The sequence below is a fragment of the Streptomyces microflavus genome, from assembly GCF_014650075.1.
In the GTDB taxonomy this organism is placed as follows: Bacteria; Actinomycetota; Actinomycetes; order Streptomycetales; family Streptomycetaceae; genus Streptomyces; species Streptomyces microflavus.
The window spans coordinates 303,729-323,231 of sequence record NZ_BMUG01000010.1 but is presented as its reverse complement, the minus strand read 5'-3'; the positions used below and the strand labels follow the sequence as shown (position 1 = coordinate 323,231).

17 protein-coding genes and 1 tRNA gene are annotated in these 19,503 nt (G+C 71.3%); 8 read left to right on the top strand and 10 right to left on the bottom strand.

Annotated elements, in window-relative coordinates; genetic code table 11:
* Window positions 1-2 precede the first annotated feature (2 nt).
* A complete protein-coding gene (locus tag IE264_RS28385) occupies window positions 3-542 on the bottom strand; it encodes a hypothetical protein (protein ID WP_032757289.1) in 540 nt (179 codons plus the stop codon).
* Between the two features lie 192 nt (window positions 543-734).
* Window positions 735-1,580 (bottom strand): MurR/RpiR family transcriptional regulator, encoded by an 846-nt coding sequence (locus tag IE264_RS28380; RefSeq protein ID WP_051821831.1) that lies wholly within the window; start codon window positions 1,578-1,580, stop codon window positions 735-737.
* 163 nt (window positions 1,581-1,743) lie between these two features.
* Between IE264_RS28380 and IE264_RS28375 the strand changes: the two genes are divergently transcribed.
* Complete coding sequence (locus IE264_RS28375; RefSeq protein ID WP_015608988.1) at window positions 1,744-2,220, top strand: protein-tyrosine phosphatase family protein; 477 nt, start codon at window positions 1,744-1,746, stop codon at window positions 2,218-2,220.
* A gap of 69 nt (window positions 2,221-2,289) precedes the next feature.
* Window positions 2,290-2,736, top strand: coding sequence for a hypothetical protein (locus IE264_RS28370; protein WP_015608989.1), 447 nt, complete (start codon window positions 2,290-2,292; stop codon window positions 2,734-2,736).
* A gap of 455 nt (window positions 2,737-3,191) precedes the next feature.
* Here IE264_RS28370 and IE264_RS28365 read toward each other — a convergent pair whose 3' ends face one another.
* On the bottom strand, window positions 3,192-4,598 hold the full coding sequence (locus IE264_RS28365) for a cystathionine beta-synthase (protein ID WP_015608990.1): 1,407 nt from the start codon (window positions 4,596-4,598) through the stop codon (window positions 3,192-3,194).
* A 232-nt stretch (window positions 4,599-4,830) separates the two neighbouring features.
* On the opposite strand from IE264_RS28365, the gene IE264_RS28360 reads away from it, so the two are divergent.
* The 3 genes from IE264_RS28360 (at window position 4,831) to IE264_RS28350 (ending at window position 8,358) form a co-directional block, all read left to right on the top strand.
* Window positions 4,831-5,838, top strand: coding sequence for an SGNH/GDSL hydrolase family protein (locus tag IE264_RS28360; RefSeq protein ID WP_032757286.1), 1,008 nt, complete (start codon window positions 4,831-4,833; stop codon window positions 5,836-5,838).
* 165 nt (window positions 5,839-6,003) lie between these two features.
* Window positions 6,004-7,224 (top strand): acetyl-CoA C-acetyltransferase, encoded by a 1,221-nt coding sequence (locus IE264_RS28355; protein WP_015608992.1) that lies wholly within the window; start codon window positions 6,004-6,006, stop codon window positions 7,222-7,224.
* A 270-nt stretch (window positions 7,225-7,494) separates the two neighbouring features.
* Complete coding sequence (locus tag IE264_RS28350; protein ID WP_032757285.1) at window positions 7,495-8,358, top strand: hypothetical protein; 864 nt, start codon at window positions 7,495-7,497, stop codon at window positions 8,356-8,358.
* A gap of 38 nt (window positions 8,359-8,396) precedes the next feature.
* Here the strand turns inward: IE264_RS28350 and IE264_RS28345 are convergent, their stop codons facing one another.
* Window positions 8,397-8,714 (bottom strand): hypothetical protein, encoded by a 318-nt coding sequence (locus tag IE264_RS28345; protein ID WP_015608994.1) that lies wholly within the window; start codon window positions 8,712-8,714, stop codon window positions 8,397-8,399.
* A gap of 159 nt (window positions 8,715-8,873) precedes the next feature.
* On the opposite strand from IE264_RS28345, the gene IE264_RS28340 reads away from it, so the two are divergent.
* Window positions 8,874-9,104, top strand: a complete 231-nt coding sequence (locus IE264_RS28340; protein WP_015608995.1) for a DUF4287 domain-containing protein — start codon at window positions 8,874-8,876, stop codon at window positions 9,102-9,104.
* 81 nt (window positions 9,105-9,185) lie between these two features.
* Here IE264_RS28340 and IE264_RS28335 read toward each other — a convergent pair whose 3' ends face one another.
* Window positions 9,186-10,070: a Bax inhibitor-1/YccA family protein gene (locus IE264_RS28335; RefSeq protein WP_032757283.1), complete on the bottom strand. Its 885-nt coding sequence runs from the start codon at window positions 10,068-10,070 to the stop codon at window positions 9,186-9,188.
* A 209-nt stretch (window positions 10,071-10,279) separates the two neighbouring features.
* A tRNA-Leu gene (locus IE264_RS28330) sits at window positions 10,280-10,365 on the bottom strand.
* A 554-nt stretch (window positions 10,366-10,919) separates the two neighbouring features.
* Here IE264_RS28330 and IE264_RS28325 point away from each other — a divergent pair.
* Both IE264_RS28325 and IE264_RS28320 read left to right on the top strand, forming a co-directional pair.
* Entirely contained in the window at window positions 10,920-11,690 is a 771-nt protein-coding gene (locus IE264_RS28325; RefSeq protein WP_015608997.1) for an ABC transporter ATP-binding protein, read from the top strand.
* A gap of 94 nt (window positions 11,691-11,784) precedes the next feature.
* On the top strand, window positions 11,785-14,319 hold the full coding sequence (locus IE264_RS28320) for an ABC transporter permease (RefSeq protein WP_032757282.1): 2,535 nt from the start codon (window positions 11,785-11,787) through the stop codon (window positions 14,317-14,319).
* 136 nt (window positions 14,320-14,455) lie between these two features.
* Here IE264_RS28320 and IE264_RS28315 read toward each other — a convergent pair whose 3' ends face one another.
* From IE264_RS28315 to IE264_RS28300, 4 genes are all read right to left on the bottom strand, one after another.
* A complete protein-coding gene (locus tag IE264_RS28315; protein ID WP_032757281.1) occupies window positions 14,456-15,760 on the bottom strand; it encodes a class I SAM-dependent methyltransferase in 1,305 nt (434 codons plus the stop codon).
* 297 nt (window positions 15,761-16,057) lie between these two features.
* On the bottom strand, window positions 16,058-17,446 hold the full coding sequence (locus tag IE264_RS28310) for an NAD(P)/FAD-dependent oxidoreductase (RefSeq protein ID WP_015609000.1): 1,389 nt from the start codon (window positions 17,444-17,446) through the stop codon (window positions 16,058-16,060).
* A 470-nt stretch (window positions 17,447-17,916) separates the two neighbouring features.
* Window positions 17,917-18,879, bottom strand: a complete 963-nt coding sequence (locus IE264_RS28305) for a Ppx/GppA phosphatase family protein (RefSeq protein ID WP_015609001.1) — start codon at window positions 18,877-18,879, stop codon at window positions 17,917-17,919.
* Window positions 18,876-19,490 carry a DUF501 domain-containing protein gene (locus IE264_RS28300; RefSeq protein ID WP_015609002.1) on the bottom strand — a complete coding sequence of 205 codons (615 nt, stop codon included), beginning with the start codon at window positions 19,488-19,490 and terminating at the stop codon, window positions 18,876-18,878. Before IE264_RS28300 ends, IE264_RS28305 begins: the two co-directional genes overlap by 4 nt.
* Between the last annotated feature and the right edge of the window lie 13 nt (window positions 19,491-19,503).

Sequence of the window (19,503 nt, the reverse complement as noted above, 5' to 3'; positions counted from 1 at the left end):
GATCACCGGCGGCGACGCCGCGCCCCGCCCGGCGCGGCGTCCCCCGCCACCGGCCCCGTCGTGCGGTGCCCCTGCACCCGCTTCGCGACCGGGGAGCCGTGCCCGGCCCAGTCGGTGCGCACCCAGTACAGGGCGTCGTCGCGGCGCTCCCGCTGACCGATCCGTACGGCCTTCGCCCAGAGACCGGCCCCCGCACCCGCGAGCACCAGCCCGCCCGCGCCCGGCAGGGCGAACGACGAGGCCACCGCCGCCACGAACGCCCCCAGCAGCCACCACCGGTGCCCGCGCCGCCACACCCGTACGGTCACGGCCCGGTCCTGGAGGAAGTCGCCGCGCCCCGCACGGGAGGCGCCCCGGGCCAGCTCCGCGTACCGCCCGCCGCGCGCCAGGGCCACGACGGCCGCGGTGACGATGAAGAGCGCCGCCCCGGCCAGCAGCCCGATCCGGCGTCCGGTCAGCCCCGGTACGAACGCTCCCGCGGCGGCGGCCACCAGCCCGGCCCACCACAGCGGTGCCGCACCGGCCCGTACGATCACGGCCACTCTCGCCAGCGACTGCCCTCCGCGCCCCACGTCCGTACCCCATCTCTCCGCGATGTCCCGCTCTGCGATGTCCCGCTCCGCGACGGAGCGGTGCTTCTGGGCGCGGAGATTAGCGGCCGCAGATGAGCGATGCGTGAGAATCCGGGAAAACGGCGGGCACGGACGCCCGCGAGAACGGCGGGCGCGAGCCCCTCACTCCACGAACAGACCCCGCGCCGACGCCCGTGCGTCGAACTCCTCCAGCCGCGCCTGGGCGTCGGGGAGTTCGTCGCACATCGCCTCCAGCAGCACCCGCCCCAGCAGCATCGGCGCGCAGACGGTGTCGAAGGAGAGCCCGGAGCCGATGGCCGCCGGAAGCAGCAGATCGCTGTGTTTGGCGACCGGCGCGAAGGCGGAGTCGGCGACCGTCACGACGGTGAACCCCTGCTCCCCGGCGTACGCCAGCGCCTCCACGCACTCCTTGGGGTGGCGCGGCAGCGCGAAGCACATCAGGGCGGTGGCCCCGGCCCGGCGGGCGGAGTCGATCCGGTCCAGGAGCATGGAGCCGCCCTCGTCGAGGACGCGGACGTCGGGGTGGACCTTGGCGGCGAAGTAGCCGAACCCGCGCGCCTGCGAGGAGGCCGCGCGCAGCCCCAGCACGGGCAGCGGCCGGGACCCGGCGAGCAGACGGCCCGCCCGCTCGACGGGTCCGGGGTCGGCGAGCAGGTCCGAGAGGTGCTGGAGGTTCTCGATCTCGGCGCGCACGGCCTGCTGGTACTCGTTGTACGTCTCCCCCGCGTCCTCCTGCTCCGCGTCGGCGGGCGCGACCTCGCGCAGGTGGCGGCGGAGCGCCGGGTAGCCGTCGAAGCCGAGCGCGACGGCGAAGCGGGTGACGGAGGGCTGGCTGACCCCGGCGAGTTCGGCCAGTTCGACGCTGGAGAGGAACGGCGCGTCGGCCGCCCGGCGGACCATGCAGTGCGCGATGCGCCGCTGGGTGGGCGTGAGCCGGTGCCCCTCGAAGAGCCGCTGCAACCGCGCGGCGGGGCTGCTCCCACTCATGCTGTCCCCTTGCTGGATCCGTCGCGCCACGATCGGCGCCGACAGATCCATTCAGCCAGGAAGGACCCTGCATGTCCATATGCAGCGGGTGGACGGGCGGCCCTCGATCGGGAAACCATCAGGCACGTCATTTCTGCCGGCCCGATCGGAACAGGGATCAACGATGACCGAACCATGGAACGCCGATACCCCCAAGGTCATTCAGCTGCCCTCCGGGCGGCGGATCCGGGGGCGCGGCCTCAGATATGACCTGCCGGAGGGGCAGACCCCGACATTCGCCGTGCACCTGACGGACCACCGGCCGGCCGACCCGCCGTGGGAATCGGTGTGGGTGCCCTGGCGGGACTTCTGGCTGCCCACCGACCCGGCGGAGGCGATGAGCAGGCTCCGCCTCGCTTACGAGCGGTCCGTGAGCGAGCGGGTGGAGATCTGCTGCGGAGGTGGCATCGGCCGGACGGGGACGGCGTTGTCCGCGATCTGCGTCTTCGAGGGGATGAACCCGAAGGAAGCGGTCACGTGGGTGCGGCGGAACTATCACCCGCGTGCGGTCGAGGTGCCCTGGCAGCGGCGCTTCATCCGCCAGACCTTCGCCGCCGGCACGTCCGGCGCGTCCGGCGGCGGGCGGGCCGGCCGGCCGTGACGGGCCGGGCCGGGAAATACGGGGGTTAGCCCCCGTGTTCCGGCCTGCCCGCGCTCGTAACGTAAAGGCATGGAAGCCCGAGACCACGAGCTCAAGAGGGATCTCGCCGCCACGCTCCACGCACGCGGTGAGCTGGGGCCGGAGTACGAGTCCGCGCTCATCGAATCGTTCCTGGAGAAGGTCGAGCAGCGCCTCGACACCACCATGGACCGGCGGGTCCGGCGCCACCTGGCCGAGCAGCAGGTGACGGCTGCCCGGGATCCCCGGTCCGCTCGTTCGCCGTCCGCGGCGGGCACGGCGTCCGGCTTCGGGGAGCGGTTCGGGTTCGGGATCGTCTCGCTCGTCCTGGCCGTCCCGCTCTCCGCGATCGGGGTCGCCAACGCGGGCATCGAGGGGCTGGTGGTGGCCTGGATGGGGATCGTCGGGGTGAACGCGGTCCACGCGGCGCGCAACGGGGGCCTGTTCCGGCAGCGGGAGCGGCGCGAGGCCCGCGAGGCCTCCGACTGGCAGGACTGAGGTACGTAACCGGACAGTTTTCCCGGGGCGGGGCGTGGCGTGGCATGACGTGCGCGGAGGTGGGCCGGGGCGGGGCGGGCCCGGAGGCTGCCCGGGCGGGGCGGGGCGTACGCAGCAGCTCCCCGGGGCACAGCGGGAACGCCTGCGCGGCCGGGCCCGCAGGGGGTCCGGCCGCGCAGTCACCGCAAGTATGTCGCGGGGGCCGCCGCACCCCCGGTGGCCCGGGGGGCGGGACGACGGCGGTCCCCGCGAAGGACGCGGTCCGGGTCAGGGCCGGATACCCGCGTCCGGGCGACGGTGGAGGTCCGGGAGCCGCTCCGTAGTCCGGTGTCGCCGTTCTGGGTGCCGGCGGGTTTCCCTGCCGACACCCACCAATGTGCCGGAGCCGTGTTAAGCGGGTGCTGCGCGGACGTGACGCGCTCGTACCGTTTTCGCGAAGCCCCGAAGCCGGTCCGTCAGACCTTCGCGGAGCCGGCGTCCTTCGCGAGGAACGCCAGCACGTCCTGCCTGCTCACGACGCCCTTCGGCTTGCCCTCGACCAGCACGATCGCCGCGTCCGCACCATTGGCACCACTGAGCGCGGCCATCAGGTCCTCGACCGGCTCGCCCGAGCCGACCTGCGGCAGCGGGGCCGACATGTGCTTCTCCAGCGGGTCGCTGAGCGAGGCGCGCTGGGTGAACAGGGCGTCCAGCAGCTGCCGCTCCACGACGGAGCCGATGACCTCGGCGGCCATCACGTCGGGGTGTCCGGCGCCCGGCTTCACGATCGGCATCTGGGAGACGCCGTACTCGCGCAGCACGTCGATCGCCTGGCCGACCGTCTCGTCCGGGTGCATGTGGACGAGGGAGGGCAGCGGGCCCTCCTTGAAGTTCAGCACCGCGCTGACCTGCGGCGAGGAGCTGGTGTCCTCCAGGAAGCCGTAGTCGGCCATCCACTCGTCGTTGAAGATCTTGCTCAGGTAGCCGCGGCCGCTGTCGGGCAGCAGCACCACGACGACGTCGTCCGGGCCGAGCCGCTTGGCGACCTCCAGGGCCCCGACGACCGCCATGCCGCAGGAGCCACCGACGAGCAGGCCCTCCTCCTTGGCGAGACGGCGGGTCATCTGGAAGGTGTCCTTGTCGGAGACCGCGACGATCTCGTCGGTGACGCTGGCGTCGTAGGCGGAGGGCCAGAAGTCCTCACCGACGCCCTCGACCAGGTACGGCCGGCCGGAGCCGCCGGAGTAGACCGAGCCCTCCGGGTCGGTGCCGATGACCTGGACGGCGCCGTTGCTGATCTCCTTGAGGTAGCGCCCGGTGCCGGTGATCGTGCCGCCGGTGCCGACGCCCGCGACGAAGTGGGTGATCTTCCCCTCCGTCTGCTCCCACAGCTCGGGACCGGTGGTCTCGTAGTGCGAGCGCGGGTTGTTCGGGTTGGAGTACTGGTCCGGCTTCCAGGAGCCCGGCGTCTCGGCGACCAGCCGGTCGGAGACGTTGTAGTACGAGTCCGGGTGCTCCGGGTCAACCGCGCTGGGGCAGACGACGACCTCGGCGCCGTACGCGCGCAGCACGTTGATCTTGTCCGTGGACACCTTGTCCGGGCAGACGAAGATGCACTTGTAGCCCTTCTGCTGGGCGACGATCGCGAGGCCGACGCCCGTGTTGCCGCTGGTCGGCTCGATGATCGTGCCGCCCGGCTTGAGCTCGCCGCTCTGCTCGGCGGCCTCGATCATGCGCAGGGCGATGCGGTCCTTCACCGACCCGCCGGGGTTGAAGTACTCGACCTTGGCCAGGACGGTCGCCTGGATACCTGCCGTGACGTTGCGCAGCCTCACCAGCGGGGTGTTGCCGACAAGAGTGATCAGCGAATCGTGGAATTGCACCGTGTACTCCGGGATCTCCGAGATGGTCCGGCCCAGAGTATGCGTACGAGCCGGACGATGCGTACGTACGGGCTCCGCCCCGGGAAGGGGAGGCCGGAAAGCGAGGTCGGATACGGAGCGTACGGGCCCGGAAACGCGCGGTGCGATTGGGCGGCGCCCTTCGCGGGGCAGGTAGGTACATGTAGGGCGGTACGGCGAGAAGGAGGTGGACCGGACTGTGTCGAGAGCAAGGGTGGCACGGCGGATCGCGGCGGGCGCGGCTTACGGCGGCGGCAGCATCGGACTGATCGGTGCGGCGGCCGTCGGCGTGTTCCTGGCGGAGGTCCAGCTCGCGAAGAGGCAGGTGGGCGGCGGTACGGCACCGGTTCCACCGAGCGCGGACGGGCGGTACGGGGTGGCGTTCGCCGGTCCGAACGATCCGCTGCGGCTCGGGATGCTCGGGGATTCGACGGCAGCGGGCCAGGGGGTGCGGCGGGCCGGGCAGACCCCGGGGGCGCTGCTCGCCTCGGGGCTCGCGGCGGTGGCCGAGCGGCCGGTGGACCTGCGGAACGTGGCGCTGCCGGGGGCCCGGTCGGACGATCTGGAGCGGCAGGTCTCGCTGCTGCTCGCGGACCCGGCCCGTACCCCGGACGTCTGCGTGATCATGATCGGGGCGAACGACGTCACCCACCGGATGCCCGCGACCCAGTCGGTGCGCTGTCTGACGACGGCGGTGCGCAGGCTGCGGACGGCGGGGGCGGAGGTGGTCGTGGGGACCTGCCCGGACCTGGGCACGATCGAGCCCGTCTACCAGCCGCTGCGCTGGCTGGCCCGGCGGGTGAGCCGGCAGCTGGCGGCGGCGCAGACCATCGGTTCGGTGGAGCAGGGCGGGCGCACGGTGTCGCTGGGCGACCTGCTGGGCCCGGAGTTCGCGGCGAACCCGCGCGAGCTGTTCGGGCCGGACAACTACCACCCCTCCGCCGAGGGGTACGCGACGGCGGCCATGGCGATGCTGCCCACGCTCTGCGCGGTGCTGGGCCTGTGGCCGGAGTCGGACCGGCTGGACGGCTCGCGCCGCGAGGACATCCTCCCGGTGGCCAAGGCAGCCTCCCAGGCGGCCCGCGAGGCCGGTACGGAGGTGACGGGGGCCCGTGCGCCCTGGGCCCTCCTCAAGCACCGCAGGCGGCGGCGTCTGCCCGCACCGACGGAGACGGAACCGGCGCCCCACCCGCACCCGGACGCGGCGCACGGCCACCCGTAGGGGCTTCCGGGCCGGGAGCACCCGGCAGGCCACGGGGCTGAGCAAGCGCTTAGAAAAGAGTCCCGCATCACACGGCCTGCCGGGTGACCCCGGCGATACGCCCGGGTAGCTTCCAGAGGAGTTCCCTCCGTCCACCCAGCCTTCCAGCCCTCATGGAGCCGCGTGATGCCCGAAGCCGTGATCGTCTCTGCCGCCCGTTCGCCGATCGGCCGCGCCTTCAAGGGGTCCCTCAAGGACCTGCGCGCGGACGACCTGACCGCCACGATCATCCAGACCGCGCTGGCCAAGGTCCCGGAGCTGGACCCGAAGGACATCGACGACCTGATGCTGGGCTGCGGCCTGCCCGGGGGCGAGCAGGGCAACAACCTGGGCCGCATCATCGCCGTACAGATGGGGATGGACCACCTTCCCGGCTGTACGGTCACCCGCTACTGCTCCTCCTCGCTGCAGACCAGCCGGATGGCGCTGCACGCGATCAAGGCGGGCGAGGGCGACGTCTTCATCTCGGCGGGCGTCGAGATGGTGTCCCGCTTCACCAAGGGCAACTCCGACAGCCTGCCGGACACGCACAACCCGCTCTTCGCCGAGGCCGAGGCCCGCACCGCCGCCCGCGCCGAGGAGTCCGGTGCGAGCTGGCACGACCCGCGCGAGGACGGCATCGTCCCGGACGCGTACATCTCCATGGGGCAGACCGCGGAGAACCTGGCCCGGTCCAAGGGCGTCACCCGCCAGGAGATGGACGAGTTCGGCGTACGGTCGCAGAACCTCGCCGAGGAAGCCCTGAAGAACGGCTTCTGGGAGCGGGAGATCACCCCGGTCACCACCCCCGACGGCACGGTCGTCTCCAAGGACGACGGCCCGCGCGCGGGCGTCACGCTGGAGGGCGTGGAGGGCCTGAAGCCGGTCTTCCGCCCCGACGGCCTGGTCACCGCGGGCAACTGCTGCCCGCTCAACGACGGCGCCGCCGCCCTGGTGATCATGTCCGACACCAAGGCGCGCGAGCTGGGTCTGACCCCGCTGGCCCGGATCGTCTCCACCGGCGTCTCCGGCCTCTCCCCCGAGATCATGGGTTACGGCCCGGTCGAGGCCAGCAAGCAGGCGCTGAAGCGGGCCGGCCTGACCATCGACGACATCGACCTCGCCGAGCTCAACGAGGCGTTCGCCGCCCAGGTCATCCCCTCCTACCGGGACCTCGGCCTGCCGCTGGACAAGGTCAACGTCAACGGCGGCGCGATCGCGGTCGGCCACCCCTTCGGCATGACGGGCGCCCGCATCACCGGCACCCTGATCAACAGCCTCCAGTTCCACGACAAGCAGTGGGGCCTGGAGACGATGTGCGTGGGCGGCGGCCAGGGCATGGCGATGGTGATCGAGCGGCTGAGCTGAGCCCTCGCCCCCTCCCGCGGAACAGGCTGTCCGAATCCGGCCGAGCCCCGACCGTGACCGAATCTCCCCCAGGATGTGATCTGCGTCCCGGGGGAGAGGTGTTTTCCCAGGTCACAGCAGATATGGGGGTAAACCTAGGACCGAAAGACCTGTCCATTTCGTGACGTAATGCACTGACAGGCGGTACGGGTACAGGCCAAGCTGATGTAGGAAGTCGGGGGTATCGATTGAAACCGGGAGTTGTCAGTGAGCGCCATGTCATTTGCCCTGTTGCTGACCACCGCCGCTGCCACGGCCGTAGGCGCCGCCGCGCTGCATGCCGCTCACGGGCTGCGCAAGCAGGTCGCGGCCCTGCGCACGGAGCTGGCCGAAGGCCGCGCTCTCGGTGCGTCGGTGCCACCACAGAGCCGTAGTACCGCCACCCCCGCCGAGGAGATACGCGCGGCCGTGGCCGAGGCCCTGGCCGAGGAGCGCGAGCGCGAGCTGGCCGAGGCGCGCGCCTTCTGGGCCGCCCAGGAGGCCCGCGACGCGGCCGATGCCCCTTCCCTGCTGGGCGGGCTGCCCATGCTCGGTGAGGACGCCCCGTTCTACCTGCCGCGCCAGGCCGACTTCGCCGGTCTGGAGTCGCTGGACCTCGAAGCGGCCGAGGCGATGGAGGAGCTGGCGGAGCTGAGCGAGCGGACGTTCGCGGAGCACGAGGCCGCCGACTTCGCCGGTGAGTTCATGGACCTTCCGGAGATCGCGGACCACCCCGAGGACTCCCCCGAGCTGGCCGCGGCCCGCCGCCGCCACCCCTCGCACCCGGACTTCGTCCCCGTACAGACACCGGTGGTCACCGACCACGAGCGCACCGTGAGCCGCCTGGAAGAGCTGGCCGACCTGGCCACCGAGCTCACCGATGTGCGGCCGGGCCCGCTGGGCACGCTCGATGTGTACGTCTTCGCCGACGGCACCACGCTCTGCATGACCCCCGGCCACCGCGAGACGGCCGAGCGGCTCGCGGACGCGCTGCGGGCGGGCCGGCAGCCGGTGCTGCTGGGCGGTTCGGGCGTCTCCGGCGCCTACGCGCTGACCTTCTCCTGCGGCGAGGACAACGTCTACATCCTGGCGGACCGCGTCATCGCCTCGTTCTGAGCCTCCCGCACCACAGAAACCCCCGGGCGCGGGCCCGGCTACGCGAAAGCCCGCGCCGACGCCTCCTCGACGTACCGCACGGCCTCGTCCAGCTCTCCGGACGGGGCCGTTACCAGTGCCACGGCCAGGTCCCGCCCGGCGACGGCGAGTTGGTCGCCCACGGCGAACATCCCGGCGTCCGGCAGCACCCGGGGCTCCGCGCCGGGGCTCTCGAAGCGCTGGGCCCGTACGGCGAGTTCGCGGGCGGCGGCCAGGGCCTCGGCGGCCGCGCCGCGCTGGAGGCGGCTCTGCGGGGCGGAGCGCAGCCGGTCGGCGAATCGGTCCACGGCCAGGATCAGAGGCGTCGTATCGAGCACGGGCCCGACCCTACGCGCCCGTCCCGCCCGACTGCCACGCCCCCTTCACCCGCGCCCGCCCCGCGCCCCGAGCGCCCCTCCCCGCATGGTTGCCAACGGGCGAACGCTCAGGCACGGTGTCGGGAAGGAACAGCAACGCGCACTGCGTCGGAGGCGCCGATGTCGCATGTCTTCTCCGAAGAAACCCACCGCAACCTGCTCTCCCGGATCCCTCAATGCACCGGTCGTGAGATCTCCGACTGGCTCAGGACCGTCGACGAAGGACCCTCACTCGTCCGCTTCGAGGAGAAGGTGAGCTGGCTGCGCGGCGAGCACGAACTCGCCTACGGCCACGCCAAGGCGATCATCCACGAGTACGACCTCAGGCGGGCCGCACGCAAGCTGTTGTGACCGCGCAGGGCCACAACACGGGACGGCCCGCAGGCGTGATGCCTGCGGGCCGTCCCGACGTACTCACCGATTCGGCGCCGGTCAGTCGTCACCACTGAGGATGGCGACCAGGCGCAGCATCTCGATGTAGATCCACACCAGGGTCACGGTGAGGCCGAAGGCGGCCAGCCATGCCTCCTCGCGCGGGGCGCCGTACGCGATGCCGTCCTCGACCTGCTTGAAGTTGAGGGCGAGGATGCACGCGCCGATCACGATGGCCACGATGCCGAAGACGATGCCGAGGGCGCCGCTGCGGAAGCCGAGGCCGTCACCGCCGCCGAAGACGGCGAACAGCAGGTTCACCATCATCAGCAGCATGAAGCCGATGGCGGCGGCCATCACGAAGCCGTAGAAACGGCGCGTGACCCGGATCAGACCGGTGCGGTAGGCGATCAGCACACCGGCGAAGACCGCCATCGTGCCGAGCACCGCCTGCATCGCGGCGCCAGGGGCGACGTAGACACTGACGATGTTGCTGACGACGCCGAGGAAGACACCCTCGAACGCCGCGTAGGTCAGGATCAGCGGCGGCGAGGGCCGGCGCTTGAACGAGTTCACCAGCGACAGCACGAAGCCGATGATCGCGGCACCGATGGCGACGCCGTAGGCGGTGCCCAGGTTCGCCTGGTCGACCGGCAGGACCCACCAGGCGATCGCGGCGGCCACGACCACGGTGCCGAGCGTCATCGCCGTACGCGTCACCACGTCGTCGATGGTCATCGCGTCGGTGCGCGCGGGCGCCGGGGCGCCGGGCTGGGTGCCCTGCTGTGCGTAAGGGTTGGTGGCGTACGGGTTTGCGGCGGTGCCCTGCGCGAACGGGTTGGCCCCCGTCGCGGCGGCCCCGGCCTGCGGCGCCGCGTTGAAGCCCGCGTGGCCGTTGTCGCGGCTGAACCCCCGTCGCGAGAAGACCGGGTTGCTGCTCCTCATCTCACTCCTCCATGGCCACACTGCGCGGCCTTGCGACAAGAGTAATGGGTAGGCAAAAGAACCACCCTAGTGCCAGGGGAGGATCTTTCTCACCGCCGCCGGGACGGGCCGGTGGAACCCTGCCGGTGGCCGGGCCCGGGGGCCTGTCGGCGCGAGACTGCGGCGGGGGCTACAGGGAGGGCTGTACGGGTCACGCTCCGTGTGCTGCGTGGTGCCCGGAGCCGGACTCGAACCGGCACGCCCCCGAGGGGCAGCGAGGTTTAAGCTCGCCGTGTCTACGTTCCACCATCCGGGCGTGCCGCGCGGCTCCGCGTTGGCAACTGACCCTATCCGGGGGCGTCCCCCGATCAGCGGAACAGTGGCGCGATGTTGTCCTATTTTATAGACCGCTTGAGGGACCGTCAGCACATACGCGCGGCCTCACCACGCGCCCGCACCGGATACCGGCAGACCGGATGCCCTGCGGGATTGACGGAAAGTCGCCGCACCCGTACGGCCCAATGCGCCAGGTGCGCGCCAGGCTTCGCCATGGGGTGCGCCACCCTCAGGGTCCGGGGCGTCGGAGGAGGCTCGCATTCCGCCTCGGCGGGCGCCTTCGCGGGCCGGAGAACGGTGATCACCCTGTGTCACCCGGCCGCCCCTCGGATGAAGCATCAGGGTCGGTGTCATACCCGAGGAGGACGTCTCCACCCCTGTGGTGCGACTCAAGAGGGCCAGGGGAACGGGGCCAGGGAGTGACGACTCAGCGCCATCGGGACGTGACGATGGAGTAGTCCCCAAGGCACCGCCGTCAGCGCGGGCCGTGTCACCCCCGTATGCATCCGCATCACCCGAACCAGGAGCGTCCCTGTGACCACCACTCCCACCGTTCACCGCGCCACCGCGGTGGCCGCCCGCGCCACGGAGCTGTCGAAGGTCTACGGCGAGGGTGAGACGCAGGTCGTCGCCCTGGACCGGGTGACCGTGGACTTCCCGCAGGGTGAGTTCACCGCGATCATGGGCCCCTCGGGCTCGGGCAAGTCGACGCTGATGCACTGCGTGGCCGGTCTCGACAGCTTCAGCAGCGGTTCGGTGCGCATCGGCGACACCGAGCTGTCCACGCTGAAGGACAAGCAGCTCACGCAGTTGCGCCGGGACAAGATCGGCTTCATCTTCCAGGCCTTCAACCTGCTGCCGACGCTCACCGCGCTGGAGAACATCACCCTGCCGATGGACATCGCGGGTCGTAAGCCCGACGCCGCGTGGCTCCAGAAGGTCATCTCCATGGTGGGGCTCGCGGACCGGCTGAAGCACCGCCCCACCGAGCTCTCCGGCGGCCAGCAGCAGCGGGTCGCCGTGGCCCGCGCCCTGGCCTCGCAGCCCGAGATCATCTTCGGTGACGAGCCGACCGGGAACCTGGACTCCCGCTCCGGCGCCGAGGTCCTCGGCTTCCTGCGGAACTCGGTGCGCGAGCTGGGCCAGACCGTGGTGATGGTGACGCACGACCCGGTGGCCGCCTCCTACGCGGACCGGGTGATCTTCCTCGCGGACGGTGCGGTCGTCGACCAGATGATGCACCCGACCGCCGACGGGGTCCTCGACCGGATGAAGGCGTTCGACGCGAAGGGCCGCACCAGCTGACGCCCGCGGCGGCCCCGTACGCCTGGCGCACCCCGGCCGCCGCGCCCTGCGCGTCCCCGTCCCCCTTCCGGAACCCATCCCAGGACACACAGACATGTTCCGTACCGCCCTGCGCAATGTGCTCGCGCACAAGGCCAGGCTGCTGATGACCGTGCTCGCCGTCATGCTCGGCGTAGCGTTCGTCTCCGGCACCCTCGTCTTCACCGACACCCTCGGCAACGCCTTCCGCAACCAGTCCGCCAAGAGCTACGACGACGTCGCCGTCGCCGTGCAGACCCACGCCGGCGGGCGCGACGAGAAGACCCCCGGCCTCGACGAGGCCACCCTGGAGAAGATCCGCGGCCTGGACGGCGTGGCCTCCGCCACCGGCCGGGTCAACGGCTTCGCCGGGGTCGCCGACCCCGACGGCAAGCTGATCGGCAACGGCTGGTCCAACACCGGCGCCAACTTCGCCCCCGGCAAGGACGGCAAGGACACCGCGTACGACTTCACCCAGGGCGGCGGCCCGGTGAAGAACGGGCAGATCGCGCTCGACAAGGACACCGCGTCCAAGGGCAAGTACCGCGTCGGAGACCCGGTGCGGGTCGCCACCAACGGCCCGGTGAAGGAGTACACCCTCTCCGGTGTCTTCACCACCGAGGACGGCGCGGTCAACGCGGGCGGCAGCCTGGTGCTCTTCGACACCGCGACCGCCCAGAAGCTCTACCTGAAGCCCGGTGTCTTCCAGGACGCCACCGTGACCGCGGCCGCGGGCGCCTCCGACCGCAAGCTGCTGGACGAGATCGTTCCGCTGCTGCCGGAGGAGGCCACCGCACAGACCGGCAAGGCTCTCGCGGACGAGCAGGCGAAGCAGATCGAGAGCGGTCTCACCGGCCTCAACACCATCCTGCTGGTCTTCGCGGGCATCGCCCTGTTCGTCGGCATCTTCCTCATCGCCAACACCTTCACGATGCTGGTCGCCCAGCGCACCCGCGAACTGGCCCTGATGCGGGCCATCGGCGCCTCCCGCCGCCAGGTCAAGCGCTCCGTGCTGATCGAGGCCGGCGTCGTCGGTACGCTCGCCTCCGTCATCGGCTTCGCCGTCGGCCTCGGCCTCGCCACCGGCCTGCGCTCCGGGATGAGCCTCCTGGGCGGCAAGATCCCGGCCGGACCGCTGATCGTCTCGCCCACCGCGGTCGGCTCCGCCTTCGCCGTCGGCATCCTGATCACCGTGCTGGCCGCCTGGCTGCCCTCCCGCCGGGCCGCGAAGATCGCCCCGGTCGCGGCGATGAGCAGCGTGCACGCCACCGCCTCCGTCAAGTCCCTCGTCGTACGGAACTCGATCGGCGGCTTCATCGCCCTGCTGGGTGCCGTGGGCATCGTCGGCGGCGCGGCGACCGGCGGGGTGAACGGCCGGTACCTGGTCGCGGCCGGCGCCTTCTTCGCCCTGATCGGCATCATCATCCTGATCCCGCTGCTCTCCCGCCCGGTCATCGCCCTGGTGCGGCCGTCGCTGAGCAAGCTCTTCGGCGTCTCCGGGAAGCTGGCCTCGCAGAACGCGGTCCGCAACCCCCGGCGTACCGGAGCCACCGCCTCCGCCCTGGCGATCGGGCTGACCCTGGTCACCGGCATCTCGGTGCTCGGCGTCACCCTCGGCCAGGCCATCGACAAGATGACCACGGACAACATCAAGGCCGACTACATGGTCTCGATGGCCAGTGGCGACTCGCTCGACGAGTCGGCGCTCACCGCCCTGTCGAAGGCGGACGGCGTCTCCGCGCTCTCCCCGCAGCAGGCGGCCTGGTTCGAGGTCGACGGGGAGTACCACTCCGCCTCCGGCGTCACCCCGGGCGATGTGGAGAAGGTCTTCGCCCTGAAGACGGTCTCCGGCTCCCTGGGCACGCTGAACGACGGCCAGGTGGCCGTCGGCTCCAAGACCGCGAAGTCCAACGGCTGGAAGACCGGCGACACCCTCCCGGTGAAGTTCGACGACGACAAGAAGGGCGAGCTGACCATCGGCGCCCTCTACGAGGAGAACGAGTTCCTCTCGCCCTTCGTGGTGCCGAAGGCCCTCGCCGACCAGCACAGCTCCACCACCCGCCCCGAGATCCGCGAGATCTGGATCAAGACGGACGGCGGCGCGAGCAAGGCCAACGAGCAGGCCATCGTGGACGCGCTCGGCGACAACCCGGCGATGAGCGTCATGGACCGGCAGGACATCCGTGACATGTTCGGCGGCTTCATCAACACCGCGCTGAACATCATGTACGGGCTGCTCGCCATGGCCCTGCTGATCGCCGTCCTCGGGGTCGTCAACACCCTCGCGATGTCGGTGTTCGAGCGCCAGCAGGAGATCGGCATGCTGCGGGCGATCGGCCTCGACCGGGGCCGCGTCAAGCGGATGATCCGCCTGGAGGCCGTCGTCATCTCGGTCTTCGGCGCGGTGATCGGGGTCTGCCTCGGCGTCTTCCTCGGCTGGGCGATCGGCCGGACCCTGTCCGCCGACATCCCCGGCTACGCCCTGGTCATCCCGTGGGACCGCCTCGCGCTCTTCCTGGCCCTCGCCGGACTGGTGGGCGTCCTCGCCTCGCTGTGGCCCGCCCGCAGCGCCGCGAAGCTCAACATGCTGACGGCGATCAAGACCGAGTAACCGGGGCCCGGGAGACCGGGACGGGACAAGGGACGACGAGGGGCCGGTGCACCGCTGAAGAGCGGAGCACCGGCCCCTCGCCCGTTGCGGTACGGATACGGCTCCCGTTCCCGCACGGATACGACTCGCGTACGGGTCAGCCGCCCGCCTTCTCCGTCCAGGCGCGGCTGCGCAGCGGCAGCCGGGAGGAGCCGCCCTCCAGCGGGCGCACCGCGAGGATCTGGTTGACGCCGATCTTGTTGTGCTCGAAGGAGAGCGCGGAGGCGGCCATGTACAGCCGCCAGACCCTGGCCCGGCCCGGGGAGGTGGCGCGTACCACCTGATCCCAGTGGCGCTCCAGGTTGGCCACCCAGCGGCGCAGGGTCAGCGCGTAGTGCTCGCGGATCGCCTCGACGTCCCGGGCCTCGAACCCGGCCTCCTCCAGGGTGGCCAGGGTGCGGCCGAGGGGGGCGAGTTCGCCGTCGGGGAAGACGTAGGAGTCGATGAACGCGTCGATGCGGTAGGCGTCCTCGTCCTTCTCCGGGCGGCGGGCGATCTGGTGGTTCAGCAGGCGTCCGCCGGGCTTCAGGAGGGCGTAGAGATCGTCGGCGTACTCGCGGTAGCGGACCGAGCCGACGTGTTCGGCCATCCCGATCGAGGAGATCGCGTCGTACGGTCCGTCGCGGACGTCCCGGTAGTCCTGGACCCTGATCTCGATCCGGTCGGTCAGCCCCTCCTCGGCGATGCGCTTGCGGGCGTGGGCGGCCTGCTCCTGGGAGAGGGTGATGCCGGTGACCTGCGCCCCGTACTCACGGGCCGCGTGGATGGCCATCGATCCCCAGCCGCAGCCGACGTCCAGGAGGCGGTCGCCCTCCTTCAGGGCGAGCTTGCGGCAGACCAGGTCGAGCTTGTCGCGCTGGGCGTCCTCCAGGGTGGAGCCGTCCTCCCAGTAGGCGCAGGAGTAGACCATGGACGGCCCGAGGACCAGGGCGTAGAAGTCGTTGCCCACGTCGTAGTGGTGGCTGATGGCCTCCTTGTCGCGCCGCTTGGTGTGCAGCGGACCGGTGCGGCGGCGGACCTCCTCGGCGGGCGGGGCGGGCGGCGGCCAGGGACCGGCCAGCTGGAGGAGGCCGCGGGCGAAGGCGCGGACGGCGGGGTCGCGGACCGGGTGGACGGCGTCCTTGGCGTCGGCACCCCGGTCCCACAGCAGCCCGGCGATCCGGTCGAGCGCTTCGTACAGGTCGCCTTCGACGTCGATCTCACCGGACACCCAGGCGCGGGCCAGGCCCAGTTCGCCGGGCTTCCACAGGAGTCTGCGCAGGGCGCGGCGGTGGCGGATCACGAGGACGGGGGCGCCGGGCGGACCCGATTCGCTGCCGTCCCAGGCCCGGATGCGGACCGGTAGGGGTTCCGAGAGCAATTCTTCCGCGAGAGCGGTGAGCCGCGATGCGGCGCGTGCCATGGCGCACACCTCCGTGGTGGTGTTTCCCCGACAAACACAACAAGCCCAATACACATGTACGTGCTCATGATCCCGCCGTGGCACGTCTCGGTGCCACGACGCGGTACTTCTCCGTCAACTCTCTCCGCACGCTCAGTCATCCCGCCACCGGGCAACGAAAGGGCAAAAGGCGTGCCCGGGGGGCTGTGATCCACTCCTGCGGCGGATACGCCGAAGGGGCCGTCCGCACCACGGATGGCGGACGGCCCCTTCGGGCGTCGTACAGGTCGCTCGGGTGGAGCGTCCCTCATGCGGGCGTCAGGAGGCCTTGGCCTTCTCGCCCTCGGACTTGGCGGCGACGGCCGGAGCCGGGGCCGGCTTGGCGGCCTCGTAGAACTCCTCGCGCGGCGTCTCCATGGCGCCGAGCGAGACGACCTCGCGCTTGAGGAAGACCGCGAGGGTCCAGTCGGCGAAGATCCGGATCTTACGGTTCCAGGTCGGCATCGCCATGCCGTGGTAGCCGCGGTGCATGTACCAGGCGAGACGGCCCTTGAGCTTGATCTTCACCTTGCCCATGACGATCATCGCGACGCCCTTGTGCAGGCCGAGACCGGCGACCGCACCCTTGTTGGCGTGGCTGTACTCCTTCTGCGGGAAGCCCCGCATGCCGGAGATCACGTTGTCGCCGAGGACCTTCGCCTGACGCAGCGCGTGCTGGGCGTTGGGCGGGCACCAGGCGTTCGGGTTGCCGGCGCGGCGGCCGACCATGTCCGGGACCTGGGCGTTGTCGCCCGCGGCCCAGATGTAGTCGGTGCCCTGCACCTGGAGCTTCTCGGATGTGTCCACGTGGCCGCGGGGGCCGAGCGGCAGACCGAAGCGGGCGAGCGCCGGGTTCGGCTTCACACCGGCGGTCCACACGATGGTGCTGGAGTCGACCTCCAGGCCGTTCTTGAGCACCACGTGACCGTCGACGCAGGAGTCCATGGAGGTGGAGAGGTAGATCTCCACCCCGCGGCTCTCCAGGTGCTCCTTGCCGTAGGCGCCCAGCTTCGGGCCGACCTCGGGAAGGATCTTGTCGGCGGCGTCGACCAGGATGAAGCGCATGTCCTCGCGCTTCACGTTGGTGTAGTACTTCGCCGCGTCGCGGGCCATGTCCTCGACCTCGCCGATGGTCTCCGCACCGGCGAAGCCGCCGCCCACGAAGACGAACGTCAGCGCCTTGCGGCGGACGTCCTCATCGGTCGTGGAGTCAGCCTTGTCCAGCTGCTCCAGGACGTGGTTGCGCAGGCCGATGGCCTCCTCGATGCCCTTCATGCCGATGCCCTGCTCGGCGAGGCCGGGGATCGGGAAGGTACGGGAGACCGCGCCCATCGCGATGACCAGGTAGTCGAAGGGCAGCTCGTAGGCCTCGCCGACGAGCGGCGCGACCGTGGCGACCTTGCGGTCCTGGTCGATGGTCGTGACACGACCGGTGAGAACCTCAGCCTTGGGCAGCACGCGTCGCAGCGGGACGACGACATGCCGAGGCGAGATGCTGCCTGCGGCAGCTTCGGGGAGGAAGGGCTGGTACGTCATGTACGACCGCGGGTCGACGACCGTGACGGTCGCCTCTCCGTATCGCATCTTCTTCAGAATGCGACGAGCTGCGTACAGGCCTACGTACCCACCGCCTACAACGAGGATCCTGGGACGCTCCGTGGTGCTCATGCCATCGAGTATCCACCTCGCCCCAGGGGGGTGCTCGTGAGCCCCTTCACAAGGATTCACCCACCCTCTGCTACACTTCGCCGCCCACGTGACCCAGGTCATGACCCCGCAGGGGAACCGCAACACCCCGGGAAACGTTCCTGACCGCCTGTGAGCTGGCCCTTGGCCCTCCAGGAGCGCCGCATCGGCACCCCGCTTCATACGTACGCAACGCCCCCGGAACGCCCCCGTACGCCTTCCGTGATGCCCCGCATATGGCCCGGACGGCCCTTGCGGGCCCGAACTTCGCCCAACAGGGCCGAATTCCTTGTGAAGAAGTTCACGAACTTCGTGGCGGCGTGTCCCCGCGAGGGTCCCCCGAGCGGCCCACCAGGGCGGTGAGGCGGCTCAAAGGTGCAGGTGACACTGCGGTTGAGCGGGCGGCGCGGGGCCGCCCGCCCGCTCCCTACGCGGCGCTCCAGGCGACGACGTCAGCCGTTGAACGGTCCGCCTTCTGCCGCTTTGAAGGCGATGCCGTCCAGGATGTCGTGCTCGCTCACGACGACCTCGTGCGCGCCCGTCCGCTCCATCACGGCGAGCAGCACGAGGGCGCCCGCCGCGATCACGTCGACCCGGCCCGGGTGCATCACGGGGATCGCGGCGCGTTCCTCGTGGGTCGACTGGAGGAGGTGCTCGGTGATCGCGCGGACCTGGCCTCGGGAGACCCGGGAGTGGTGGATGGCCCCGGAGTCGTACTCCTCCAGCTCCAGCGCGATCCCGGCGATCGTGGTGACCGTGCCCGCCAGGCCGACGAGCGTGCCGGCCCCGGTGAGCTCCACGCTCCCGGCGGCGAGGTCGAGCGCGGCGTCGATGTCCGCGCGGATCGCGGCGACCCGCTCGTGGGTGGGCGGGTCCACGACGGCCCCGTCCGCCACCAGGTGACGCTCGGTCATCCGTACGCAGCCGATGTCCACGGACCGGGCCGCTTCGACCCGGTCCGAGCCGAGCACGAACTCGGTGGAGCCGCCGCCGATGTCGACGACCAGATACGGCTCGGCCAGGTGGTCGCTGCCGGTCAGCTCCTTGGTGGCCCCGTCGAAGGAGAGCTGCGCCTCCTGGTCGCCGGTGATCACCTCGGGCTCGACGCCCAGGATGTCCCGGACGCCGGAGACGAACTCCGCGCTGTTCTCGGCGTCGCGGGAGGCGGAGGTGGCGACGAAGCGGACGCGTTCGGCGCCCAGCTCCTCGATCACCGCGGCGTACTCGCGGCAGGCCGCGAACGTCCGCTCCAGCGCCTCGGGGGCGAGCCGGCCGGTCCGGTCGACGCCCTGGCCGAGGCGGACGATCGTCATCCGCCGGTCCAGCTCGGTGAAGGAGCCGGTGGCGGGGTCCGCGTCGGCGACGAGGAGCCGGATCGAGTTCGTACCGCAGTCGACCGCGGCGACCCTGGTCATGCGCTCCTCCCGTCGGCGGGGCCGTCGACCGGGCGGAAGGCGAAGTGGCCGCCGTCGCCCTCGTCCACCGTCCAGCCGTCGTCCTCGCCCGGCGGCGTGCACGGCGTGACGCACGCGCCCTTGGCCCACCACTCCGGCAGCATCGCGATGGCCTCGTCGCCCAGCGGGTTCACCCCGGGCCCGGCGGCCAGCGAGTGGCCGACCAGGACGTGCAGGCACTTCACCCGGTCCGGCATGCCGCCGGCGCTCGGGAAGCCCTCCAGGACCTCGATGGCGTCGCGGCGGGTGATGTAGTCCTCGTGCGCGGCCCGGTAGGCGGCGGCCAGCTCCGGATCGGTCTCCAGACGGGCCGTCATCTCCTTCATGACCCCGTTGGCCTCCAGCGTGCCGATCGCCGAGGCCGCCCGGGGGCAGGTCAGGTAGTACGTCGTCGGGAACGGCGTGCCGTCCTCCAGACGGGGCTGGGTCTCCACCACGTCCGGGTTGCCGCACGGGCAGCGGTGCGCGATGGCACGCAGCCCGCGCGGCGGGCGGCCGAGCTGCTGCTCGAACGCGGCGATGTCCGCGTCGGTGGGCTTGGTGGACTCGGTCTGCGGAGGGGGCGTTTCCATGCCTGCCTTGGTT

Bases quoted from the DNA above. Each gene is read 5' to 3' on its own strand.
- IE264_RS28380 (WP_051821831.1), bottom strand. From the start codon at position 1,580: ATGAGTGGGAGCAGCCCCGCCGCGCGGTTGCAGCGGCTCTTCGAGGGG.
- IE264_RS28375 (WP_015608988.1), top strand. From the start codon at position 1,744: ATGACCGAACCATGGAACGCCGATACCCCCAAGGTCATTCAGCTGCCC.
- IE264_RS28370 (WP_015608989.1), top strand. From the start codon at position 2,290: ATGGAAGCCCGAGACCACGAGCTCAAGAGGGATCTCGCCGCCACGCTC.
- IE264_RS28355 (WP_015608992.1), top strand. From the start codon at position 6,004: ATGCCCGAAGCCGTGATCGTCTCTGCCGCCCGTTCGCCGATCGGCCGC.
- IE264_RS28340 (WP_015608995.1), top strand. From the start codon at position 8,874: ATGTCGCATGTCTTCTCCGAAGAAACCCACCGCAACCTGCTCTCCCGG.
- IE264_RS28335 (WP_032757283.1), bottom strand. From the start codon at position 10,070: ATGAGGAGCAGCAACCCGGTCTTCTCGCGACGGGGGTTCAGCCGCGAC.
- IE264_RS28320 (WP_032757282.1), top strand. From the start codon at position 11,785: ATGTTCCGTACCGCCCTGCGCAATGTGCTCGCGCACAAGGCCAGGCTG.
- IE264_RS28315 (WP_032757281.1), bottom strand. From the start codon at position 15,760: ATGGCACGCGCCGCATCGCGGCTCACCGCTCTCGCGGAAGAATTGCTC.
- IE264_RS28310 (WP_015609000.1), bottom strand. From the start codon at position 17,446: ATGAGCACCACGGAGCGTCCCAGGATCCTCGTTGTAGGCGGTGGGTAC.
- IE264_RS28305 (WP_015609001.1), bottom strand. From the start codon at position 18,879: ATGACCAGGGTCGCCGCGGTCGACTGCGGTACGAACTCGATCCGGCTC.
- IE264_RS28300 (WP_015609002.1), bottom strand. From the start codon at position 19,490: ATGGAAACGCCCCCTCCGCAGACCGAGTCCACCAAGCCCACCGACGCG.